Annotated in this window: 13 protein-coding genes; 5 read left to right on the plus strand and 8 right to left on the minus strand. The window is 40.2% G+C overall.

Features of this window, described 5'->3' with window-relative positions; translation table 11 throughout:
- The first annotated feature begins 203 nt into the window (after positions 1-203).
- The 4 genes from ACKWB9_RS11300 (at position 204) to ACKWB9_RS11315 (ending at position 2,022) form a co-directional block, all read left to right on the plus strand.
- The gene (locus ACKWB9_RS11300; protein ID WP_414003124.1) at positions 204-482 is read left to right on the plus strand and encodes a 2TM domain-containing protein; all 279 of its coding nucleotides are present in this window, start codon (positions 204-206) and stop codon (positions 480-482) included.
- A gap of 55 nt (positions 483-537) precedes the next feature.
- The gene (locus ACKWB9_RS11305; protein WP_414003125.1) at positions 538-834 is read left to right on the plus strand and encodes a 2TM domain-containing protein; all 297 of its coding nucleotides are present in this window, start codon (positions 538-540) and stop codon (positions 832-834) included.
- Positions 825-1,160: a 2TM domain-containing protein gene (locus tag ACKWB9_RS11310; RefSeq protein WP_414003126.1), complete on the plus strand. Its 336-nt coding sequence runs from the start codon at positions 825-827 to the stop codon at positions 1,158-1,160. The genes ACKWB9_RS11305 and ACKWB9_RS11310 overlap by 10 nt, the downstream gene beginning before the upstream one ends.
- A 106-nt stretch (positions 1,161-1,266) precedes the next feature.
- A complete protein-coding gene (locus ACKWB9_RS11315; RefSeq protein WP_414003127.1) occupies positions 1,267-2,022 on the plus strand; it encodes a LytR/AlgR family response regulator transcription factor in 756 nt (251 codons plus the stop codon).
- 73 nt (positions 2,023-2,095) lie between these two features.
- Here the strand turns inward: ACKWB9_RS11315 and ACKWB9_RS11320 are convergent, their stop codons facing one another.
- The 8 genes from ACKWB9_RS11320 to ACKWB9_RS11355 form a co-directional block, all read right to left on the minus strand.
- Positions 2,096-3,289: an LETM1-related biofilm-associated protein gene (locus ACKWB9_RS11320; protein WP_414003128.1), complete on the minus strand. Its 1,194-nt coding sequence runs from the start codon at positions 3,287-3,289 to the stop codon at positions 2,096-2,098.
- 531 nt (positions 3,290-3,820) lie between these two features.
- The gene (locus ACKWB9_RS11325; RefSeq protein WP_414003129.1) at positions 3,821-6,070 is read right to left on the minus strand and encodes an efflux RND transporter permease subunit; all 2,250 of its coding nucleotides are present in this window, start codon (positions 6,068-6,070) and stop codon (positions 3,821-3,823) included.
- A gap of 130 nt (positions 6,071-6,200) precedes the next feature.
- A complete protein-coding gene (locus ACKWB9_RS11330; RefSeq protein ID WP_414003130.1) occupies positions 6,201-6,782 on the minus strand; it encodes a superoxide dismutase family protein in 582 nt (193 codons plus the stop codon).
- A gap of 179 nt (positions 6,783-6,961) precedes the next feature.
- Positions 6,962-8,176, minus strand: a complete 1,215-nt coding sequence (locus ACKWB9_RS11335) for a bifunctional alpha/beta hydrolase/OsmC family protein (RefSeq protein WP_414003131.1) — start codon at positions 8,174-8,176, stop codon at positions 6,962-6,964.
- Positions 8,166-8,885, minus strand: a complete 720-nt coding sequence (locus ACKWB9_RS11340) for a DUF2490 domain-containing protein (RefSeq protein WP_414003132.1) — start codon at positions 8,883-8,885, stop codon at positions 8,166-8,168. The genes ACKWB9_RS11335 and ACKWB9_RS11340 overlap by 11 nt, the downstream gene beginning before the upstream one ends.
- Positions 8,886-8,963: 78 nt before the next feature.
- Positions 8,964-12,185 (minus strand): WD40/YVTN/BNR-like repeat-containing protein, encoded by a 3,222-nt coding sequence (locus ACKWB9_RS11345; RefSeq protein ID WP_414003133.1) that lies wholly within the window; start codon positions 12,183-12,185, stop codon positions 8,964-8,966.
- A gap of 304 nt (positions 12,186-12,489) precedes the next feature.
- Positions 12,490-13,863, minus strand: a complete 1,374-nt coding sequence (locus ACKWB9_RS11350; protein WP_414003134.1) for an amidohydrolase family protein — start codon at positions 13,861-13,863, stop codon at positions 12,490-12,492.
- A gap of 45 nt (positions 13,864-13,908) precedes the next feature.
- Positions 13,909-14,487, minus strand: a complete 579-nt coding sequence (locus ACKWB9_RS11355) for a YdeI/OmpD-associated family protein (protein WP_414003135.1) — start codon at positions 14,485-14,487, stop codon at positions 13,909-13,911.
- 112 nt (positions 14,488-14,599) lie between these two features.
- Here ACKWB9_RS11355 and ACKWB9_RS11360 point away from each other — a divergent pair, with 112 nt between their 5' ends.
- On the plus strand, positions 14,600-18,013 hold the full coding sequence (locus tag ACKWB9_RS11360) for a ThuA domain-containing protein (RefSeq protein ID WP_414003136.1): 3,414 nt from the start codon (positions 14,600-14,602) through the stop codon (positions 18,011-18,013).
- The last annotated feature ends 311 nt before the right edge of the window (positions 18,014-18,324 follow it).

The raw sequence follows: 18,324 nt of genomic DNA on the forward strand, positions 1-18,324 counted from the left end.
GTCAGCAGTTGAATCTGCTTATTGTCCATTATCTACTGTTCACAGCCCCATTGTTCACTGCCCCATTGTTCATTGCTCACTGTTCACTGCTCATTGTCCAGTATCCGACACCGACCTATCCTTCAAAAACTACAGTTCGGCAAAGTATTTTTTAATTGTTGTTGTTTGTTCAGGAAATTTGGAGCATAACTAAAGGATAGATTATGGAAAATACGGAGGAATACAAATATAAAAAAGCGAAAGAGCAGGTAGATAATATCAAATCGTTTTACGACAATTTACTGGCCTATGTTATAGTAATCCCCTTTTTGGCCTATGTCGATTATAACACCACAAGCTTTCCCTGGATTATCTTTCTTGCAATAGGATGGGGAATAGACCTAGTGTGCCAATGGGGCAATGTTCATGGATATAATCTCATTCTGGGAAAGGATTGGGAAGAGCGTAAAATCAGGGAATTTATGAATAGCGGTAAGCATTAAAGAATCATTATCTTTAAAAAACAAGGTGTAACAAATAGGAAATCAGTTCAATATCATGGATAATAAGGATAGGGAAGATAAATACTTTAGGGCCAAAGAGCGTGTGCAATGTATAAAGAAATTTTACACAAGCCTTATGTCCTATGCCGTTTTCATAACACTTCTGGGAGGGTTGAATTATTGGATAGATGAATGGAGGCACCCTTGGTTTTTATGGGCGGCTTTTGGATGGGGGATAGGGCTTGTTTTTCAGGCCATCAAGACCTTTGGGTTAAACCCTTTCTTTGGAAAAGATTGGGAACAAAAAAAATTAAAGGAACTCATGCAGGAAGAAGAAGAAAGATGGAAATAAAGGAAAACGATAATCGGAAATTAAGGCGTGCAAAAAAACGTTTACAGGAATTAAAAGGCTTTTATTGGCATTTAGCTTCATATATTGGAGTGAACACTTTTATAAGTATAAATAAAATAATTAGGGACCTTAGTGATGGGGAGTCCTTTGTGGCATCTTTTTGGGATTTTGGAACTTTTGCTGTCTGGCTTTTTTGGGGAATCGGTCTTTTTTTTCACAGTATAAAAGTATTCTCCATAAACCCTGTCTTCTCTAAAGAATGGGAGGAACGGCAAATTAAAAAATACATTGAAAAGGATAAGAGGGAGGCTGAGAAATTTAAGTAAGATAAAAATTAAAATAAACGATTACGGGCATTTATTCGTATCTCATAGCCCGTAGAATATCTGGGAATAAGGTGGCAAGAAAACTTTAAAATATAGAAAACGCGCGATGAAAGTTATTATAATCGAGGACGAAAAACCGGCCGCACGCAGGTTGGGAAGGTTGTTGGCGGAGTTAAATGTAGAAGTCTCTACAATGTTGCATTCGGTTGAAGAGGCCATTGTTTGGTTTGGGGAAAATAATCATCCCGATTTAATTTTTTTGGATATTCAATTGTCGGACGGACTTTCTTTTGAGATTTTTGATGCCATAGAAGTAAAAAGTGCCATTATTTTTACGACTGCTTATGATGAGTATGCCCTACAGGCATTTAAACTAAATAGTATAGATTATCTACTGAAACCTATTGATGGCGAAGAGTTGGAAAGTGCCGTAAAGAAATACCGTTCTTTGAAACCACGATTCCAGAAATTGACCCTGGATTTTGACGATATCAAAAAACTTTTAGTGGATCCTTTGGAACGTGAATTTAAAAAACGATTTACCATTAAAGTGGGCCAGCATCTAAAAATTATCAATGCCGATGAAGTCGAATGTTTTTATAGCGAAAATAAAGGTACGTATGCCGCGACCATGGATGGTAGAAACTATCTATTGGACACCACTTTGGAAAATTTGGAGACAGAGCTGGAGCCAAAATCGTTCTTTAGGGTGAACCGTAAATTTTGCGTGAATATAGACCATATAAAAGATATTGTTTCCTATACGAACTCACGGCTTCAAATTAAATTGAAACACTTTTCGGAACAAGAAATCATAGTAAGCCGGGAGCGTGTAAAAAACTTTAAGCTATGGTTGGAATAAAATAATTTAATTAGTTGACTTTAAATTATTTATAATGTAACATAAATTTTATCTATGACGATAAAAACAGGGATTAATCTTCTTTTTCCACCCTGTTTTCATCAAAGGAGGAGGGCAATAATTTGGGAATCAATTTAATGAAAATGGGAAGTAATATGGCTCCGCCGGGCAATATGAAAATGGCCAGGGAAGGAATACTCTTAAAAATATCCAAAAGCTGATTTTGTACTTTTTTCCGCTCTTCCGTAGAAAGATCCCTAAGGGTTGATTTGGACAAAAGAGAGACCAGTTCCGCACTTTCGGAAAGTTCTTTCTGTAACCTCTTGCTGTTTCTTAGAATAAGCCTATTGACCACTTTTCCCATACTATCGTAAAACTGAACGGCCAAATTCTGTTCCTTTAGGAAAGGAATGCTCTCCCCGTTTTTTGTAAAAAATGAAGTCACATTTGCCATGGCGGTAGCAATTTGATCAGGTGTAAAACCCAGATCCTTACCTATATCAAGAATAAATTCAGATTCGGAATATGCTAAAAAATGGTCCTCCCATACGGTAAGACAGGCCATATCCAAAAAATATTGGTTTTCCCATACAGAGTCATTCGTCAGTAAACCTTCCCTATAGGAACCATCAAATTTTTGTGTCTCCCCATCTATGAACGTGAGGGAAGATTCCAAGAGTTGGGCCAACTTCTCATCGCTTTTATTTTTTTCTTTGGAATTAAGGGTGTGGTACGCAATGTTTATGGCCAGATATTCCAATTTTTGGGCACGTAACCTAATGCCATCGGGATTTTTAAGATATTCTTTAAAAAGAAGTACGTCTATAAACAATAAAGAATTGGTTATAAAATTGTTGAACGTTTTTCCGATAATGTTGTCCTCCAAATAAATACGGGATTCCAATAATTTTTCAAGTTTGGCAGATGTTTTGTTTCCCGTAAAAAGCTTTCCAAGAAAAGAAATATGGTCAAGCTCCAATACCTGATAAAAATGAAAAATACGCTCAAGAAACGGTGTGAACCCATCCTCGTCCGTTTCCAGTTTAAAGGTAAAATAAAGGGTGTTCAGTAGGTTTATTTTAGCTTTTTCATCCTCTGAAAGCTTATGTTCCGGAGTTATAAATGATGGAATGTCCACATTAATACCATACACAAATCCCGCAGATCTCAGCGTGTTATACAAAGAAGTGAAATCCGTATAGGTGTTTTTATGCCCTAGGACCAAAGAGCCAAACTTTTCAATCCAACCAGATGCAGATGGGTTCATTAGAATGAAAGCATTTCTAATCAAAGGTAGCCAATATCCATTAGTGGAGAGACAATAAACATTCTTTTTAAAGAAACGGTACCGGGTTTAAGTTTTATTGTTTCTTTTGTTTTTGGGTTTTTGGGCTATTGATTAATGACCGTAACATGGAAAACGGGTTCAATATCAAAACCCCATATAATGGATAAAATGATTTGTTCATACATCTGGATATTGCAAAGTATATTACCACGTTATACAGTCTGTTGTATGCGTGTTTGAGTGTAGTTCATCGAAATTTTAGGAAATTTTAAGAAAAACATGGATGAAATGTATATATTTATCGACCAAGTGCAAAATAAAGCATTTGGTATGCCCCAAGCATATAAAGCAAAGTGCGTGTTTAAAAAACCTAACTGTATTAATTGCTGGCTTATGGAATACCTACTCTTCTCATTATGGATTACTGCAATGATCGTTATGATCGGTAAGAGCATTTTGGCTTATCGTTCGCTTCAAAAAACCCTTAACGGAAAAAATAGTGTAGCTTAATTAGCTATCAAGAAATTTTCGCAGTAATACAGGTAATAACAATAGATCCAATACTAAGGCCGTTACCAGTGTTACGCTAATAATAACCCCAATAGTAATACTGGGCCGGTGAATTGAGAACAGCAGCACCAAAAATCCAAAGAATAGAATAAAGGTTGTGATCAGCAACGCTTTTCCTGTTTCGGTAAAGGTTTTTCGTAGTGCTTCTTCTTTTGTATAGCCTTGTGTTCTCCCCAACTTGTATTTTGCCAAAAAATGTATGGTATCATCTACGGCTATGCCAAAAACAATAGCAAAGACCACAGATAGGGAAGCTTCTAACGGAATGCCCAAAAAGCCGAGTACCGCCCCGGCAAATAAAATAGGCAATACATTGGGTACCAGTGAAATCATGAACATTTTAAAATTCCTGAATATCAAGGCCATGATTATCCCTATTAGCAATAAGCCATAGAACAGTCCTTCTAAAAGGCTTTTCCGAATATATTTTGCGTTGTTGTCCAGTAACATACTTTTTCCCGTAACCTTCACCTCGATTTTAGTGGTGTCCAACGCCGAATTGGCGAATGCATTGATCTGTTGGTATATCTTTTGTAAACTATCCATGCCAACATCTTGGAGTTTTCCGTTGATTCTGGCCATACTTTCATCTTTGTTTACGAATCTATTGAATTGTTTTCCGGCCAGTTTTCGCACATCCTTTTTATAGGCTTCATAGGTCGACTCCTCTTGTGGTAATGTTAAATAGGCGGATTGGTTCAGGTTGTTCGCCTTATGGATTATTTTAAAAGGGAGGTTGGGTGATTGTAGGTTCCCAATACTTTGTATGGATCTTAAATGATTTTCGAGTTTCTCGATTTCTTGGGCAATCGTGAAATGGGTCACTTTGGTTTTGTTTTTTGCCCTTACCGCTATTTCCAATGGGCGAAATCCCGAGTAGTGTTCTTGAAAAAAAATAAAATCTTCGGCTATTTTACTATTATTGGGGAGTACATGCTTAAATTCATAATCGGTACTAATGAGGTAAATACCCAATAAGCAAGTGCACGCAAATACAATTGTCCCCAAGATAATCTGGTTTGGATATTTTTTTGTAATCGTATTGATTTGTAATAAATAATTGTTCCAATTACCCACCGCGGAACGTTTTCCCATGAGCTTGTGTTCCGGGAAACTGATCAATAGGGAACCTGTTAAAAGAATAACGGTAAAGTAAGCTATCATGACCCCAATGGCGGCATTGACCCCAAAATCCTGGATACTGGTCAGTCTGGAGGACAATAAGGTCATAAAGCCGATCGCCGTGGTAATGGAAGTGAGCAAAGTTGTAAGCCCCACTTCCTTAATAGAGGAGAGAATGGCCGTGTATCTGGGAATTCCTTTTCTTATCTTTCTGATAAAACTATCGGTAACATGGATAACGTCCGATGTGCCGACGATTAACATGAGTACGGGATAGAAAGCCGCCATGGCATTGAGCTCTTTGCCCAATGCGGATAACAATCCGAGAAAAAGCAATAAGGACATTCCTATAGAGATCATTGAGATGGTTACCAAGGGGATACTTCTGTAGACCAACCATAAAATAATAAAGACCAGAATGGAAGCTACTATAGCGGTTCTCAAGACTTCACTCTTTTGCATTTCAACAATGGCCTCGTAAAAAAAAGCCCTTCCCAGCATATGATATTTTGAAAGGTCGTTTTTACGAAGCGAATTTCTAATCTGACCGAGCAATACTTCGGATTGTTTATAGTCCAAATTATCTTCTGTTTGAAGTGCAACGACCAATGATTCCGATTTTTTATCTATCAGGACATTCAAGAAAAGGGAATCTTCCTGTATCTTTTTCCAATCTCGTGCATAACGTTCGGTATCTTCTAAGTGAATTATGGGAAGTGCCGTATAGCCCAACGTTGTTTTTAAAGGGTAGGATAATGTGGTCAAAGAGGCGGATCGGGTAACATATTCAAAACTTTTGCTCGCTTTGGAAAAGGAGTGAAACCTGTTTAAGAATTCCTTCTTGAACACATGGGGTTCATTTTCAATAGCGATCAAAAGAAAATTATCGTCCGTTCCGAATTCTTGGATAAACGATTCATAGAAAATAAGATCCGGGTCTTCCTCTGGAAAAAACTGACTGAAATCAAAAGAGAATTTTAGATTGCCCAGAACGGAAACCGAGAGTGTTCCCAGACAAAGAAAAAGAATGATGAAGATTTTTTTTAAGAGGGATAACTTTTTCCTCATAAGGCTATAACGACCGAGTGCTAATATTTATGCACGAATTTTTAAAGTGTCCTGATTTTGCCACGAACTCTATAAAATAGGGTAAATGAAAAAGCTGCCCTAGGGCAGCTTTTAGGTATTAAAAATCGTTTTATTGGATTATTCCGGTACAACTTACCCTTGCGCCCGCTGCCCCGCTAGGTTGTGAAGTAAAATCATCCACACCTTGATGTACGATAACCGCCTTGCCAATAATATTCTTGTTTTCATCATCACATCCAATGCACCATTGATCCGTGGAAAACTCAACAATGGCATTTCCGTCGGCATCCGCGGTAAAGTTTCCGATATCCCCTTTATGATATCCTTCAGCCGCTCCCCATTTGCCATGTGGTTCATTGGTGGGATTCCAATGTCCTCCGGTAGATTTACCATCTGCCGATGAACAATCCGCGGTTTGATGAATATGTATGGCGTGTTCCCCTTCGGATAGGCCGGATAATGAGGCCATCATCTTAACGGTGCCGTTTTCGTCCTTAAAAGATACTTCACCTTTTACATGGCTGTCACTTTTTGGCTCCATCATGAATTTTATGCTTTCCGCCATTATTTCTTCTTTTACCTCTTCCATGACTTCTTCCTTGGTCTCCGAAGTTCCTTTCTTTGTCTCTTTGCAGCTGAAAAATACCAGTAGGGTAAATAATGCCGCAGGGAGTTTAACTATTTTTTTCATCTCAATATTTGTTTTTAGGTTTTATACTTCTAAAATTACTAAAATAGCATCGGTATTTTAGCGCATTTCATAAGGATTTTAAAAGACCTCGAAAATCACGAACATTTTTTTAAAATTTCCATGATGTAAAAATTAATGATGGTTACCCGTAATCGTAGTTTCAAAAACCGCAATTTCCGTTATTCCAAGAGCTTGGTAATCACTTGCGTTTCGCTATGCAAGGTTCTATGTACGGGGCATTTGTCCGCTATTTGCATGATTCTGGCCTTTTGTTTTTCATCCAAATTCCCGGTCAGTCTAACCTCTCTATGAAAAGTGTCGATCTTTGCACTGTCCGCTCCACAATCTTGACAATCTTCGGCATGTGATTTGCCGTATGAGGTATGGACTTCTACATTTTCCACGGACCACCCTTTGCGTTTGGCATACATTTGTATGGTCATGGCCGTACAGGCGGACAAGCCTGCCGAAACCAGTTCATAAGGTGATGGGCCATAGTCATTACCACCCACGTTTAACGGTTCATCGGCAATTAAAAAGTGGTTGCCTACTTTCATGTCCGTAGTAAAATCATCTTCTCCGTTCAAGCTGACGACCACTTGATGTTTTGTTTTCAATATGGGTTTTGAAGGCATATCTACATAGCGCTGTGACCAACCTGCTATGACTTTTCCCACATATTGAGAATCCTCTTTGTTCATTAAAAGATGGTCTGCGCCATCCAGGGAAACGAAACTTTTGGGATGATGGGCGGCAATATAGATTTCCTCGGCATTTTTAATACCTACGGTGTCATCTTGCGGCGAATGTAATATCAATAGGGGTATTCGGAGATTTTTTACTACGGCGGTCAAAGATTTGCTTTCCAGATCTTCCAAAAACTGTTTTTTTATGGTAAAATCCCTACCGCCCAAATTCACCACTGCTTTTCCGGTACTTTCAATTTCCTTTAAGCCACTTTTGAACAAATGTTGAACATGAACGGGACTTGCGGGCGCGCCTATGGTGACCACTGCTTTTATAGAGGGTATTTCGGCCGCCGCAAAAATTACCGCCGCTCCCCCTAAGGAATGGCCTATTATAAGTGACGGTGCCTGATATTCTTGTTTTAAATGTTCCGCTGCAGCGATTAAATCGGATACGTTTCCTGAAAAATTGGTGTCCGCAAAGTCCCCCTCACTTTCTCCCAGACCGGTAAAGTCAAACCGTAAAACGGCAAAACCGTTTGAAGTAAGTGCTTTTCCAATAGTTTTTACCGCTAATAAATTTTTATTGCACGTAAAGCAATGTGCAAAGATGGCATAATTATGAGGGCGTTGATCTACGGGCATTTCCAATCTACCCACCAATGTCTGGCCTTCTTTGTTTTGAAAGGTTATTTTTTTAAGGTTCATCGTTCTTTTTCTTAAAGACACCCCTTAAGTCGGGATTAAAGAACACTCCTATCTGTAACCTGTCAAAATTAAGTGCGGAAAAATGATTTTTAAGATAACCGGCCTGTATACTCAGGTTTTCGGTAACATTTACACCTAATGCCGCATAAAGGCGGTTTTGGCCAAAAACATCATCCTGTAGATTTAAAAATACTTCATCGTAAAAGTTCAGGAAAAATATATCGGTCAATGGCAAGGTCAGTTGCAAGCGATACCTGGCTCGATGTTCGGTTTTTTTAATATTCTGTTCCGGATCACTTCTTGTATCCAAGGACCGTAGAAAGCGCTGTTCCAAACGGTATCTATGTTCGAACAAAAACTCACCGACCTTATTTTTTAAGATGAACTGTTCAAAGATACGGTGCTCGGTACTGTTATCTTGTTCCGTAAAATCCTCAAATGAAGGGTCGGTATCAATATACCCATAACCCACGGTCGCTATGGCATTGGGATTTATATGGTAATTAAGTCCCGTACGGAGCAATAATTGATTAAAATTCTCACCTTGCTGATAATAACGCAGTTGTGCCTCGGTATGGATACTCAATTTTTTGGAAATCCTATTCGTACCAAAATACATATGCCATGATCCCAATCTTTTTTCACCGGTATCTTGTGCGGTTATGGCCATTGACCCTGCTAATACTATCAATAAAATTAAACTTCTCATATATGCTATAATTTGTGCTATTAAACGTAATCGAAACCCTGTTGCATTATTGCTTTGATCGAAAATTTTTATCGTTCCCTATTCTAATTGAAATACCTTTATATCCTTAAATGGGGAATTGTCCAAACTTTCCATCAATGCTCTATAAGGGGACCATTTTTTGGTGAAGAAAATATTGGTTTTATTCAGTGCCGATCGTAGATCCTGTTCGGCATACATTATCAAATCCTTTTCTGTTTTGGTAATACCATTTTTTCTTGTGGCGGTATAAAAGCTAGCGTCATCAATACGTTTCATAATATTTATTTCGGGATTTCTTGTAATACCCTGTCTTTTATCTTCCTTTCCGATATATATGGCTATGACCGAATCGATTTCTTTTATGATATCCTTTGATGCCTTGATCTGTTCTTTGTATTTTTTTTCATCCAGTTTTTTCAGATCCTTACTGTACCGTTCCGCCGTATTTTTGCTTTCCACCAGTTGTGTAACGGCATCGGTCACAGTCTGGATCATGATGTCTAATCTTTTTCCCGCCTCGTAGACCGCATTGATGGAGGCCATATTGATAGCAATCCTTGGGTCGGATTTCACGGTAATGGTCGTTTCCTCGGTAACTTCGCCAAAGCTCATTTTAACTTTGTATATGCCTGGTTTAACGGAAACACCACCGGGCTCGTTCTTGGACTTGGTGATTTTCCGTTTGGGACGATTTGGCCCTTTCTCGTTCATGTCCCAATAAACCCTATGGAAACCTGCTTTTTTCGGGGTTTTATATTTTAAAGTGCGTATCAATCGGTCACCATCATAAAAATCGAATTGAACGGAATCCTTTTTTTGTATTCCCGTCAACGTTTCCGTTGTGGTATTTTCTTCTTTTTTCTTTTCATCATCTTTGTCTTGATTTTCCTTTTTTATATTTTTTTTACCTTCCTTGAGATAATAGGTAATCATAGCGCCCGATTTTCTGTTTTCCCCATTATAGAGTGCATCTGCACCAAATCTACTTCCCGTAGGCTGTTGATAGGCGGCTTGGTAGGCGATCGGAGGTGGAAATAATTTTGCTTCCCGATTTAAAATAGAGGTGTCAGTTGCCAGGGCCCGCAGAGGGCGTATGTCATCCAATACCCATGCTGCACGACCAAAAGTTCCAATGACCAGATCGTGTTCCCTTGGATGTATGATCAAATCCTTTGTAGAAACAGTAGGGTAGCCTTCTGTCCATTTTTTCCATGTCCCTGCCGCATCGAAGGAAATATAAAGACCATCGTCCGTACCTAGAAACATCAAATTGGGATTTATAGGATCTTCCGCAATGCTCAGCGTATAGCTTTGCACATCTTTTTCGTCTACGATACGGGTCCAGGTTTTACCATAATTTTTGGTACGATAGGCATAAGGGGTATAATTGAACCTTCTATAGTCATTGGCGATCAATAAGGCTTCTCCCTTGTTTTTTGATGAAGCCTTTATTTGCGGGATCCAACTTCCTTTTGGTAATCCTTTGATATTGGCGGTTACTTCCGTCCAGGTGGAACCCCCGTTTTGGGAATAATGTACCCGGCCATCGTCTGTTCCCACCCATAACATATCCTTTTCCACCGGTGAGGGTTCTATGACAAGAATGGTGCAATAATTTTCGGCTCCCGTAGCATCTATGGTGAGTCCACCACTCTCGCTCTGTTTTTGCTTTTCCGGGTCATTGGTCGTAAGATCGGGGGAAATGACCTCCCAAGTAGCCCCTTTATTGGTGCTTTTATGTACAAACTGACTTCCAAAATAAACGGTATTGTTATCAAAAGGATCTTGGCCAATACCCGCGTTCCAATTAAAACGCAGTCGAGTATCCGCATTGGGCGAGGTGGGCCTTACGATGTAATTGTTTCCGGTTTTCCAATCATATCGGAATACAAAACCCTGTTGGCTCATAGCATAACCAAATTGTGAATTGTCCTTGTCGGGAATTACATCAAAACCATCACCAAAGGCAATTTCTTGCCAGTAACTATTGCGAATGCCCTGTGCTCGCCAAACATAGGCAGGCCCTCTCCACGAACCGTTGTCCTGCATCCCCCCATAAACATTATAGGGGTATTCATTATCTACATTAATATGATAAAACTGGGCTACGGGAAGATTTCCTATAAAACGCCATGATTTTCCACCATCCTTTGAAATATTGAAGCCTCCATCATTACCGTTCAATATAAACTGACCATTGTTTGGATGTATCCATAACGCGTGGTGATCAGGATGTACCCCGTTATTGGCCTGATATGCCGGCATTAATTGGGTGAAGTTTTTCCCGCCATCCTGGGATACGTTCACATAGGTGAACACAGAATATATACGATTCTCATTTTGTGGATCCACATAAATTTCGGAATAGTAAAACGGTCGATTTCCGATATCTTTCTTTTCATTGATTTTTTTCCAGTTAAAACCACCATCCTCGGACTTGTACAGGGCATTTTTTTTCGCTTCTACCAGGGCATAGACAATATTTGGTTTTCCGGGGGCTATGGCAACACCAATACGTCCCAATTCCCCTTTTGGCAACCCTTCTTCCTCGGTCAGTTTTTTCCAGTTCTCACCGCCGTCATGGGTCATGTAAAGCCCACTGCCTTTTCCACCGGACTTAAAGAACCATGGATCACGTTTATGCTCCCACATGGCGGCAATTAATTTGTTGGGGTTGACAGGGTCCATGACCAGATCGGCTACTCCGGTACTGTTATTTACAAAAAGTACTTTTTTCCAGGTCTTGCCACCGTCCGTAGTTTTAAAGACACCTCGTTCCGGGTGCTCGCCCCAGGGCGAACCAATAGCGCCCACATAAACCGTATTGGGATTCATGGGGTCGATTTTTATCCGATGGATATGACGTGTTTTTTCCAGACCCATGGATTTCCAGGTCTTGCCACCATCCAATGATTTATATATTCCATAACCTCCGTTGAGACTGTTTCTTGGATTCCCTTCCCCGGTACCTACCCAAATAACGGAAGGGTTGGACTGCTGAATGGCGAGGGCACCTACCGAAGCGGTCAGTTCTTTGTTAAAAAGAGGTTTCCATGCAATACCGCCCGAAGCGGATTTCCATAGACCTCCAGAGGCGGTCCCTACATACATGACGTCTGGATTATTATGGACCACATCAATGGCCGTAACCCTGCCACTCATGCCTCCCGGACCTATATTTCTGGGTTTTAGGTCCTGAACAAGGTCCATTTTAAATTCTTGTGCAATAAGGGAGAAAGATGCAAAAAACACCGAGAGAAAAAGTAGTTTTTGTTTCATTATTGGAGAGGTTAATTAGTCGGATTAAATATAGGGGAAAAGGATGATGGGGTTTCTTAAAAGGGTGTTAAGAGATGTATGGGGACTGCGGTTTTAAATCTAAAAGATCTCCAAGGGCTTTTTCCCGGGATTTCCATTCTTGGAATAACAATGGTTTATTGGGTTTTGAGGCTGAACAACCCGGTGGTCGCCAGTATATTGTGCCATGGAATCTGTGGATTTTTATTCCATATCGGTTTGTTTTTCGAGGTTGGGCCTCATCCGGAACAAGTGATTTATAATTAAATGGATTCGTTTCTGAATCTCAATTCCTTGCCGCATTCTTGGCTATCTCATCCAATTTGATATCGATTTCTTCTTTGGAAATCCATTTGCCTTGCCGTATCACCCCTGAAAGCTGTTGTAGGGCATCCAGGTTTTCCAAAGGATTGTGATCTATTAATATAAGATCTGCCTCTAAACCCACTTTCACCTGCCCAAAAGTTTCTTCCATGGTAAAGAATAAGGCCGGATTAATGGTCCCCGCCTGTAAAATCTCCAAAGTACCGAGCCCTGCCCTTTGCATACCATCGATTTCATGATGAATGGAAAAACCGGGCACATTGAATAACTGTGGCGCATCTGATCCCAAAAGCATGCCATGCCCGTTTTCCTGGAGTTTTTTAATAAGTTGAAGTCGAATGGCATCAAAACGTTGCCATTGCACCTCATTAAAACTCTCATCATCCATATACCTGTCCTTAACGGATTTCCAATGGTCCAAAACGGTTTTTGGCATATATTTCATTTCGGGCTGTTCCAGTAATCGGGTTGTGGAAATTGGGGCGAACCAACGTTCAAAAAGACTTTGTGTAGGCACGATCCAAACCTTATTGTTTTTTGCCAGAGTGACCAATTCATTAATTTTAACGGTATCCGCTAAAGGAGTAAAGGCATATCCGAAAAAGCCGTTGTCCGAGGGGGATACATCGGCAGATTTGGGTACCAGGCCTTCTAAAAATCCGTCCACATGATCAATGGAAGCGTATTTGCTTTGTAATGCATGGCGAATCCCCACATTCACAGGAACATGTCCGGCAAAGGGAATCCCCATGGTATTGGCCGTGGTTACTATTTGATCAAAAACGGCACGTTGGATACCCGGATGAATTTTAAGAAAATCATAGCCCGCTTTTTGGTAAGCGGTCACTTTGGTAATGGCCTCGTCTTTAGAGGTAACTGAATTTCCGTTCAAAGAAGGACTGGATGTAAATATTCTAGGACTCAAAATTTCACCCTTTTCGGATTTTTCCCTCAGGATCAAATGAGCGGGATCTCCGAGCATGCCCCTTATGGTGGTAATGCCATTGGAAAGGTATAGGAACAGGGTTTCCTCAATACGTTTCGAATTGGTAGAAGGTGGTGGAATATGTGCATGCATTTCAGCTAATCCAGGCATCAGGAATTTCCCTTTTCCATTGATGATTTGCTTAAATTCCTCTTGTTTCGGGCTATCTTTTAAGATTGCTTTTATCTTTCCCGAATCTATGATCACGGTTTGGTTCTCAATAATTTTTCCCGAACGAACGTCTATGATATTAACGGCCGTAATGGCTATATCCTTAAGTTGGTTTTTGTCCTGTGCCCGGTGGCAAGAGACAAATAAGAGAGCGGTGAGCATAATATACAGGCTGTGCATCGTTTTATTTTTATAGTGTTCAACTAAATATAGGTTTCATTGCTATTAACGGGTACTTCTGGATTTAATGTTCGCTTTGCAGCAACGTATAATTTCTTTTATTCTTTTTTGTCTTGTTTCCTCCCTTTTGGCCTGATTCAACCAATATAGGTAGCTTTTTCGTTGTCCTTGCGTAAAACCTTGATAGTGCATAAAAGCCTCGGGGTTCTCGTCAAAGGCTGTTTTCAAATCTTTAGGTACGATGCCATTTTCCACATCGTCCAAGGCTATCCACGAGCCATTTCCCTTGGCGATTTCAATGGCTTTTAACCCACTTTCATGGATCAAACCAACACTTTCGAGTTCTTCGATATGCGTTTTATTTACCTTGCTCCATACACTTTTGGGTTTTCTTGGACAGAAATATTGCCTTCGCTTACCATTTCCTAAACTTTTAACGGTGCTATCTATCCAACCATAACACAGTGCTACCCGTACGGCTTCTTCCCAACGCATACTCTCTTTTTCATGGGCCACGGTATAGAAAATAAGATAAACACCCTCCTTACGACTGTAATTTTTATGCAGCCATTCTCTAAATTCCCTATCGTTTACAAAATATAATTCGGGGATACTTTTCACCATCTGGACGTGTTAACATTTATTTTTATGAAAATACGACCTTAAGATGACTTCAAAGTTGGTTTATGAACTATCCAGTGCGTATTTTTAAAACCTTTATTAAATTAACAAACCTATGGCTTTTAAGCAAATGAAAAAGATAATGCCCATAGCTGTTCTTTTAGGTCTTTTGATCTTGGGTTCCTGTGGAAATAGGAGAGATGAAGCACCTAGAGTCCTGATTTTTTCCAAAACGCTTGGTTTTGATCATGTCTCCATTCCGGCAGGAATAACGGCTATCCAAAAATTAGGGTTTGAACATGGTTTTGCTGTGGACACCACAAAAAATGCGAATATGTTCAACGAGGAAAACTTAAAACAGTATTCCGCCGTAATTTTTTTGAGTACCACGGGCAATGTCCTGGATCACTACCAGGAAGCGGCATTTGAGCGCTATATTCAGGCAGGTGGTGGTTATGTTGGAATACATGCGGCAACGGATACGGAATATGATTGGGGTTGGTATAATAAATTGGTAGGGGCTTATTTTTTAAGTCATCCTTCTGGAACGCCGGAAGCCGACTTCATTATTAAGGACAGAAATTTTATGGCCACAGCGTTTTTTACCGATACGGTCTGGCGAAGAACGGATGAATTATACAATTACAAAAAAATAAACCCGGAGGTCCATGTCGTCATGACCCTGGATGAGTCTAGCTATAAAGGTGGGGAGAACGGCGATTTTCACCCCATTGCCTGGTATCATGAATTTGATGGGGGAAGGGCCTTTTACACTGGTGGCGGACATACCAATGAAAGCTATTCAGAAGAATTGTTCTTAAGGCATATGTTTGGAGGTATTCAATATGCCATTGGCGAAAATGAGTATTTGGACTATAGTAAAGCCACTTCCCGGATTCCACCAGAGGCAGATCGTTTTTCTAAAAAGACCCTAACTTCAGGGGCATTTAATGAACCTACTGAAATGACTATTTTACCCAATAACGATGTACTTGTGGGGCAACGTGGGGGGGAGATTATGTTGTACAAAGCAGGGACCGGGACATTGATGGAAGTTGCAAAGTTGGATGTGTACCATAAAACCCAGAATACACCGGGTGTCAATGCAGAAGAAGGACTAATGGGTTTACAGAAAGATCCCGATTTTGCCATTAATAACTGGATCTATGTATATTACGCTCCTACGGGCGATAAATGGTTGAATAGACTTTCCCGTTTTAAATTCAAGGATGATACTTTTGATAGGTCTTCCGAACAAGTAATCTTGGAGGTGGACAGCCAACGGGAAATTTGTTGTCATACCGGAGGTTCCATAGCTTTTGGCCCCAAAGGATTATTGTATTTGTCTACTGGGGATAATACCACACCCTTTAATGAACCCGATGAAAAATATGTGAACAATGGCTATGCGCCTTTGAACAATATTCCGGGGCATGAGCAATATGATGCCAGAAGATCTTCTGGGAATACCAACGACTTAAGGGGGAAGATACTTCGGATTAAAGTAAACGAAGACGGTAGTTATGCCATTCCCGAGGATAATCTTTTTCCCGTAGGAATGGAGAAGACCAGACCGGAAATCTATACGATGGGCCATAGAAACCCCTATCGGATTTCTGTTGATATGAAGAAGGGATATTTGTATTGGGGGGATGTTGGCCCAGATGCACAAGTGGATAGTATGGAAACAAGGGGCCCCAAAGGTTATGATGAGATGAATCAGGCCCGTGAAGCCGGAAACTTTGGGTGGCCTTTATTTATTGGGGACAATAAACCGTACAGAACCTATAATTATGAAACAGGAGAATCCGGGAAAGAGTTTGATCCACAGCGGCCCATCAATAATTCAAGAAACAATACGGGTCTAACAGAATTGCCTAAAGCAATGCCGGCCTATGCTTTCTATCCCTATACACATGATCGGGATTTCCCACAATTAACTGCTGGTGGGCGTAATGCCATGGCAGGTCCTACATATTATTCCGATTTATATACAGGGAAAGGTAAACTACCGGATTATTATGATGGTAAGGTCATTATCTATGATTGGATGCGCGGTTGGATGAAAGCGGTTCATTTAGACAAAGAAGGTAATTATAGCAAAATGGAACCTTTTGCTTCCGATATCAAGGTGAATAATTTGATCGATATGGAAGTAGGGCCAAACGGCAAGATCTACTTGCTTGAATACGGTAGTGGATGGTTTGCCCAAAACGAGGACTCCAGCTTGGGCTATATTGAGTATAACGATGGAAATAGGCCCCCGTTAATAGATGGCATAACCGTAAACAATACTTCGGGCAAGGCACCCTTGTCCATATTGGTAAACGTTGAGGCCAGAGATCGAGAAAAAGATGCCCTGACCTATATTTGGGATTTGGGCAATGGCGAGACTAAAGAAACCTCAACTCCTCAAGTTGATTATACGTATACCGAAAAAGGAGATTATCGCATTGCCGTTACCGTTAAGGATGATAAGGGCGAATCTGTTAAAAGTGAAACGGTAACCGTTGTTGTGGGTAACCTAAGACCTGAAGTCATTATTGATCTGGAAGGAGGTAATTCTTCCTTCTTTACGCCCGGACAGGATATAGCATATTCAGTTTCCGTTATAGACCCGGATAGCGATGGGGGTATTGATGAAGGGAATATTTTTGTGAGTGTGGATTATTTAGAAGGAATGGATAAAGCGGCCATGTCCCTAGGACATCAAGAAGTCTCTGAAACGGTTGCGGGAAAAGCTCTGACCCGAGCTATGGATTGCAAGGCATGTCATAAAGAAGCTGAAGCATCTATAGGGCCTAATTATACGGAAATCGCCCAAAAATATAAGAATAAAAAAGATGCCCTATCGTATTTACAGAAGAAAATCAGAACTGGTGGAACAGGTGTTTGGGGAGAAGTAATGATGCCCGCCCATTCCAATGTAACATTGAACGAGTCCCGGCAAATAGCTATGTATATTCAATCTCTGGCGAATGATGGGGACAAAAGACGATCCTTGCCCATAAAAGGAACGATAAGGGCAAAGAACCAAAATTCTGGTCAGGTAATCGCCATTACAGCAAGTTATACGGATAACGGGACCGAAGGGACCGCTCCATTAACGGGCTCAAAATCTGTAGTTTTGTCCAATAATACGGTTACTTTTCACGAGTCTGTCAAAACCAAGGGAATGCAGCACGTACAGTACAATGGTACAGATCTGCAATTATTGGCATTGACCAATGGCTGGTTGGTAATGGAGGACATTGATTTAAATGGTATTAAGACGGTAACCCTTGCTCTGGGGTGGCAAGAGGTACCAAAAAAGGGTTACAATTTTGAAATTCACCTGAATTCATCCGATGGACCGCTAATAGGTAAGGGGGGCATGTCCCGATCTGGCTCCGAGGAGCTTAGGGGCATGGCCATAATTCCTATAACGGAAAAAGTGGAAGGAAAATCAAATCTCTACATTACCTATGCTGTTGAAGAAGGCGGGGAACCTTCAGAAGTAGCGTTGATCAATGCTACCTTTACGAAATAAGATTGCGGCCCATAAACAACAAGGCCCGCTCGTAAGCGGGCTTTGTTGTTTTATGGATATTGTTCATCTGATTTTAAAAAATGAGGGAATTCTCGATAATAATCTATAAATTTTTAAAAAGAACGGCTTATTAATGACTTCAAAATAGTCATTAGTCGAATTTTGTTCCAACGCTAAAGTTTTTGTTTTTATCTTAAAAACCAACTGAACCAGAGTTTTCTATGAAATTTCATGGGTTTTTACGTTTTTTTCGAACAGTACATATTTATTGCAGTTTCTTTTTGTGCTGTTGTTTCTATTCCTGTCAACAA

Source organism: Maribacter spongiae, from assembly GCF_047345125.1.
Lineage (GTDB): Bacteria > Bacteroidota > Bacteroidia > Flavobacteriales > Flavobacteriaceae > Maribacter.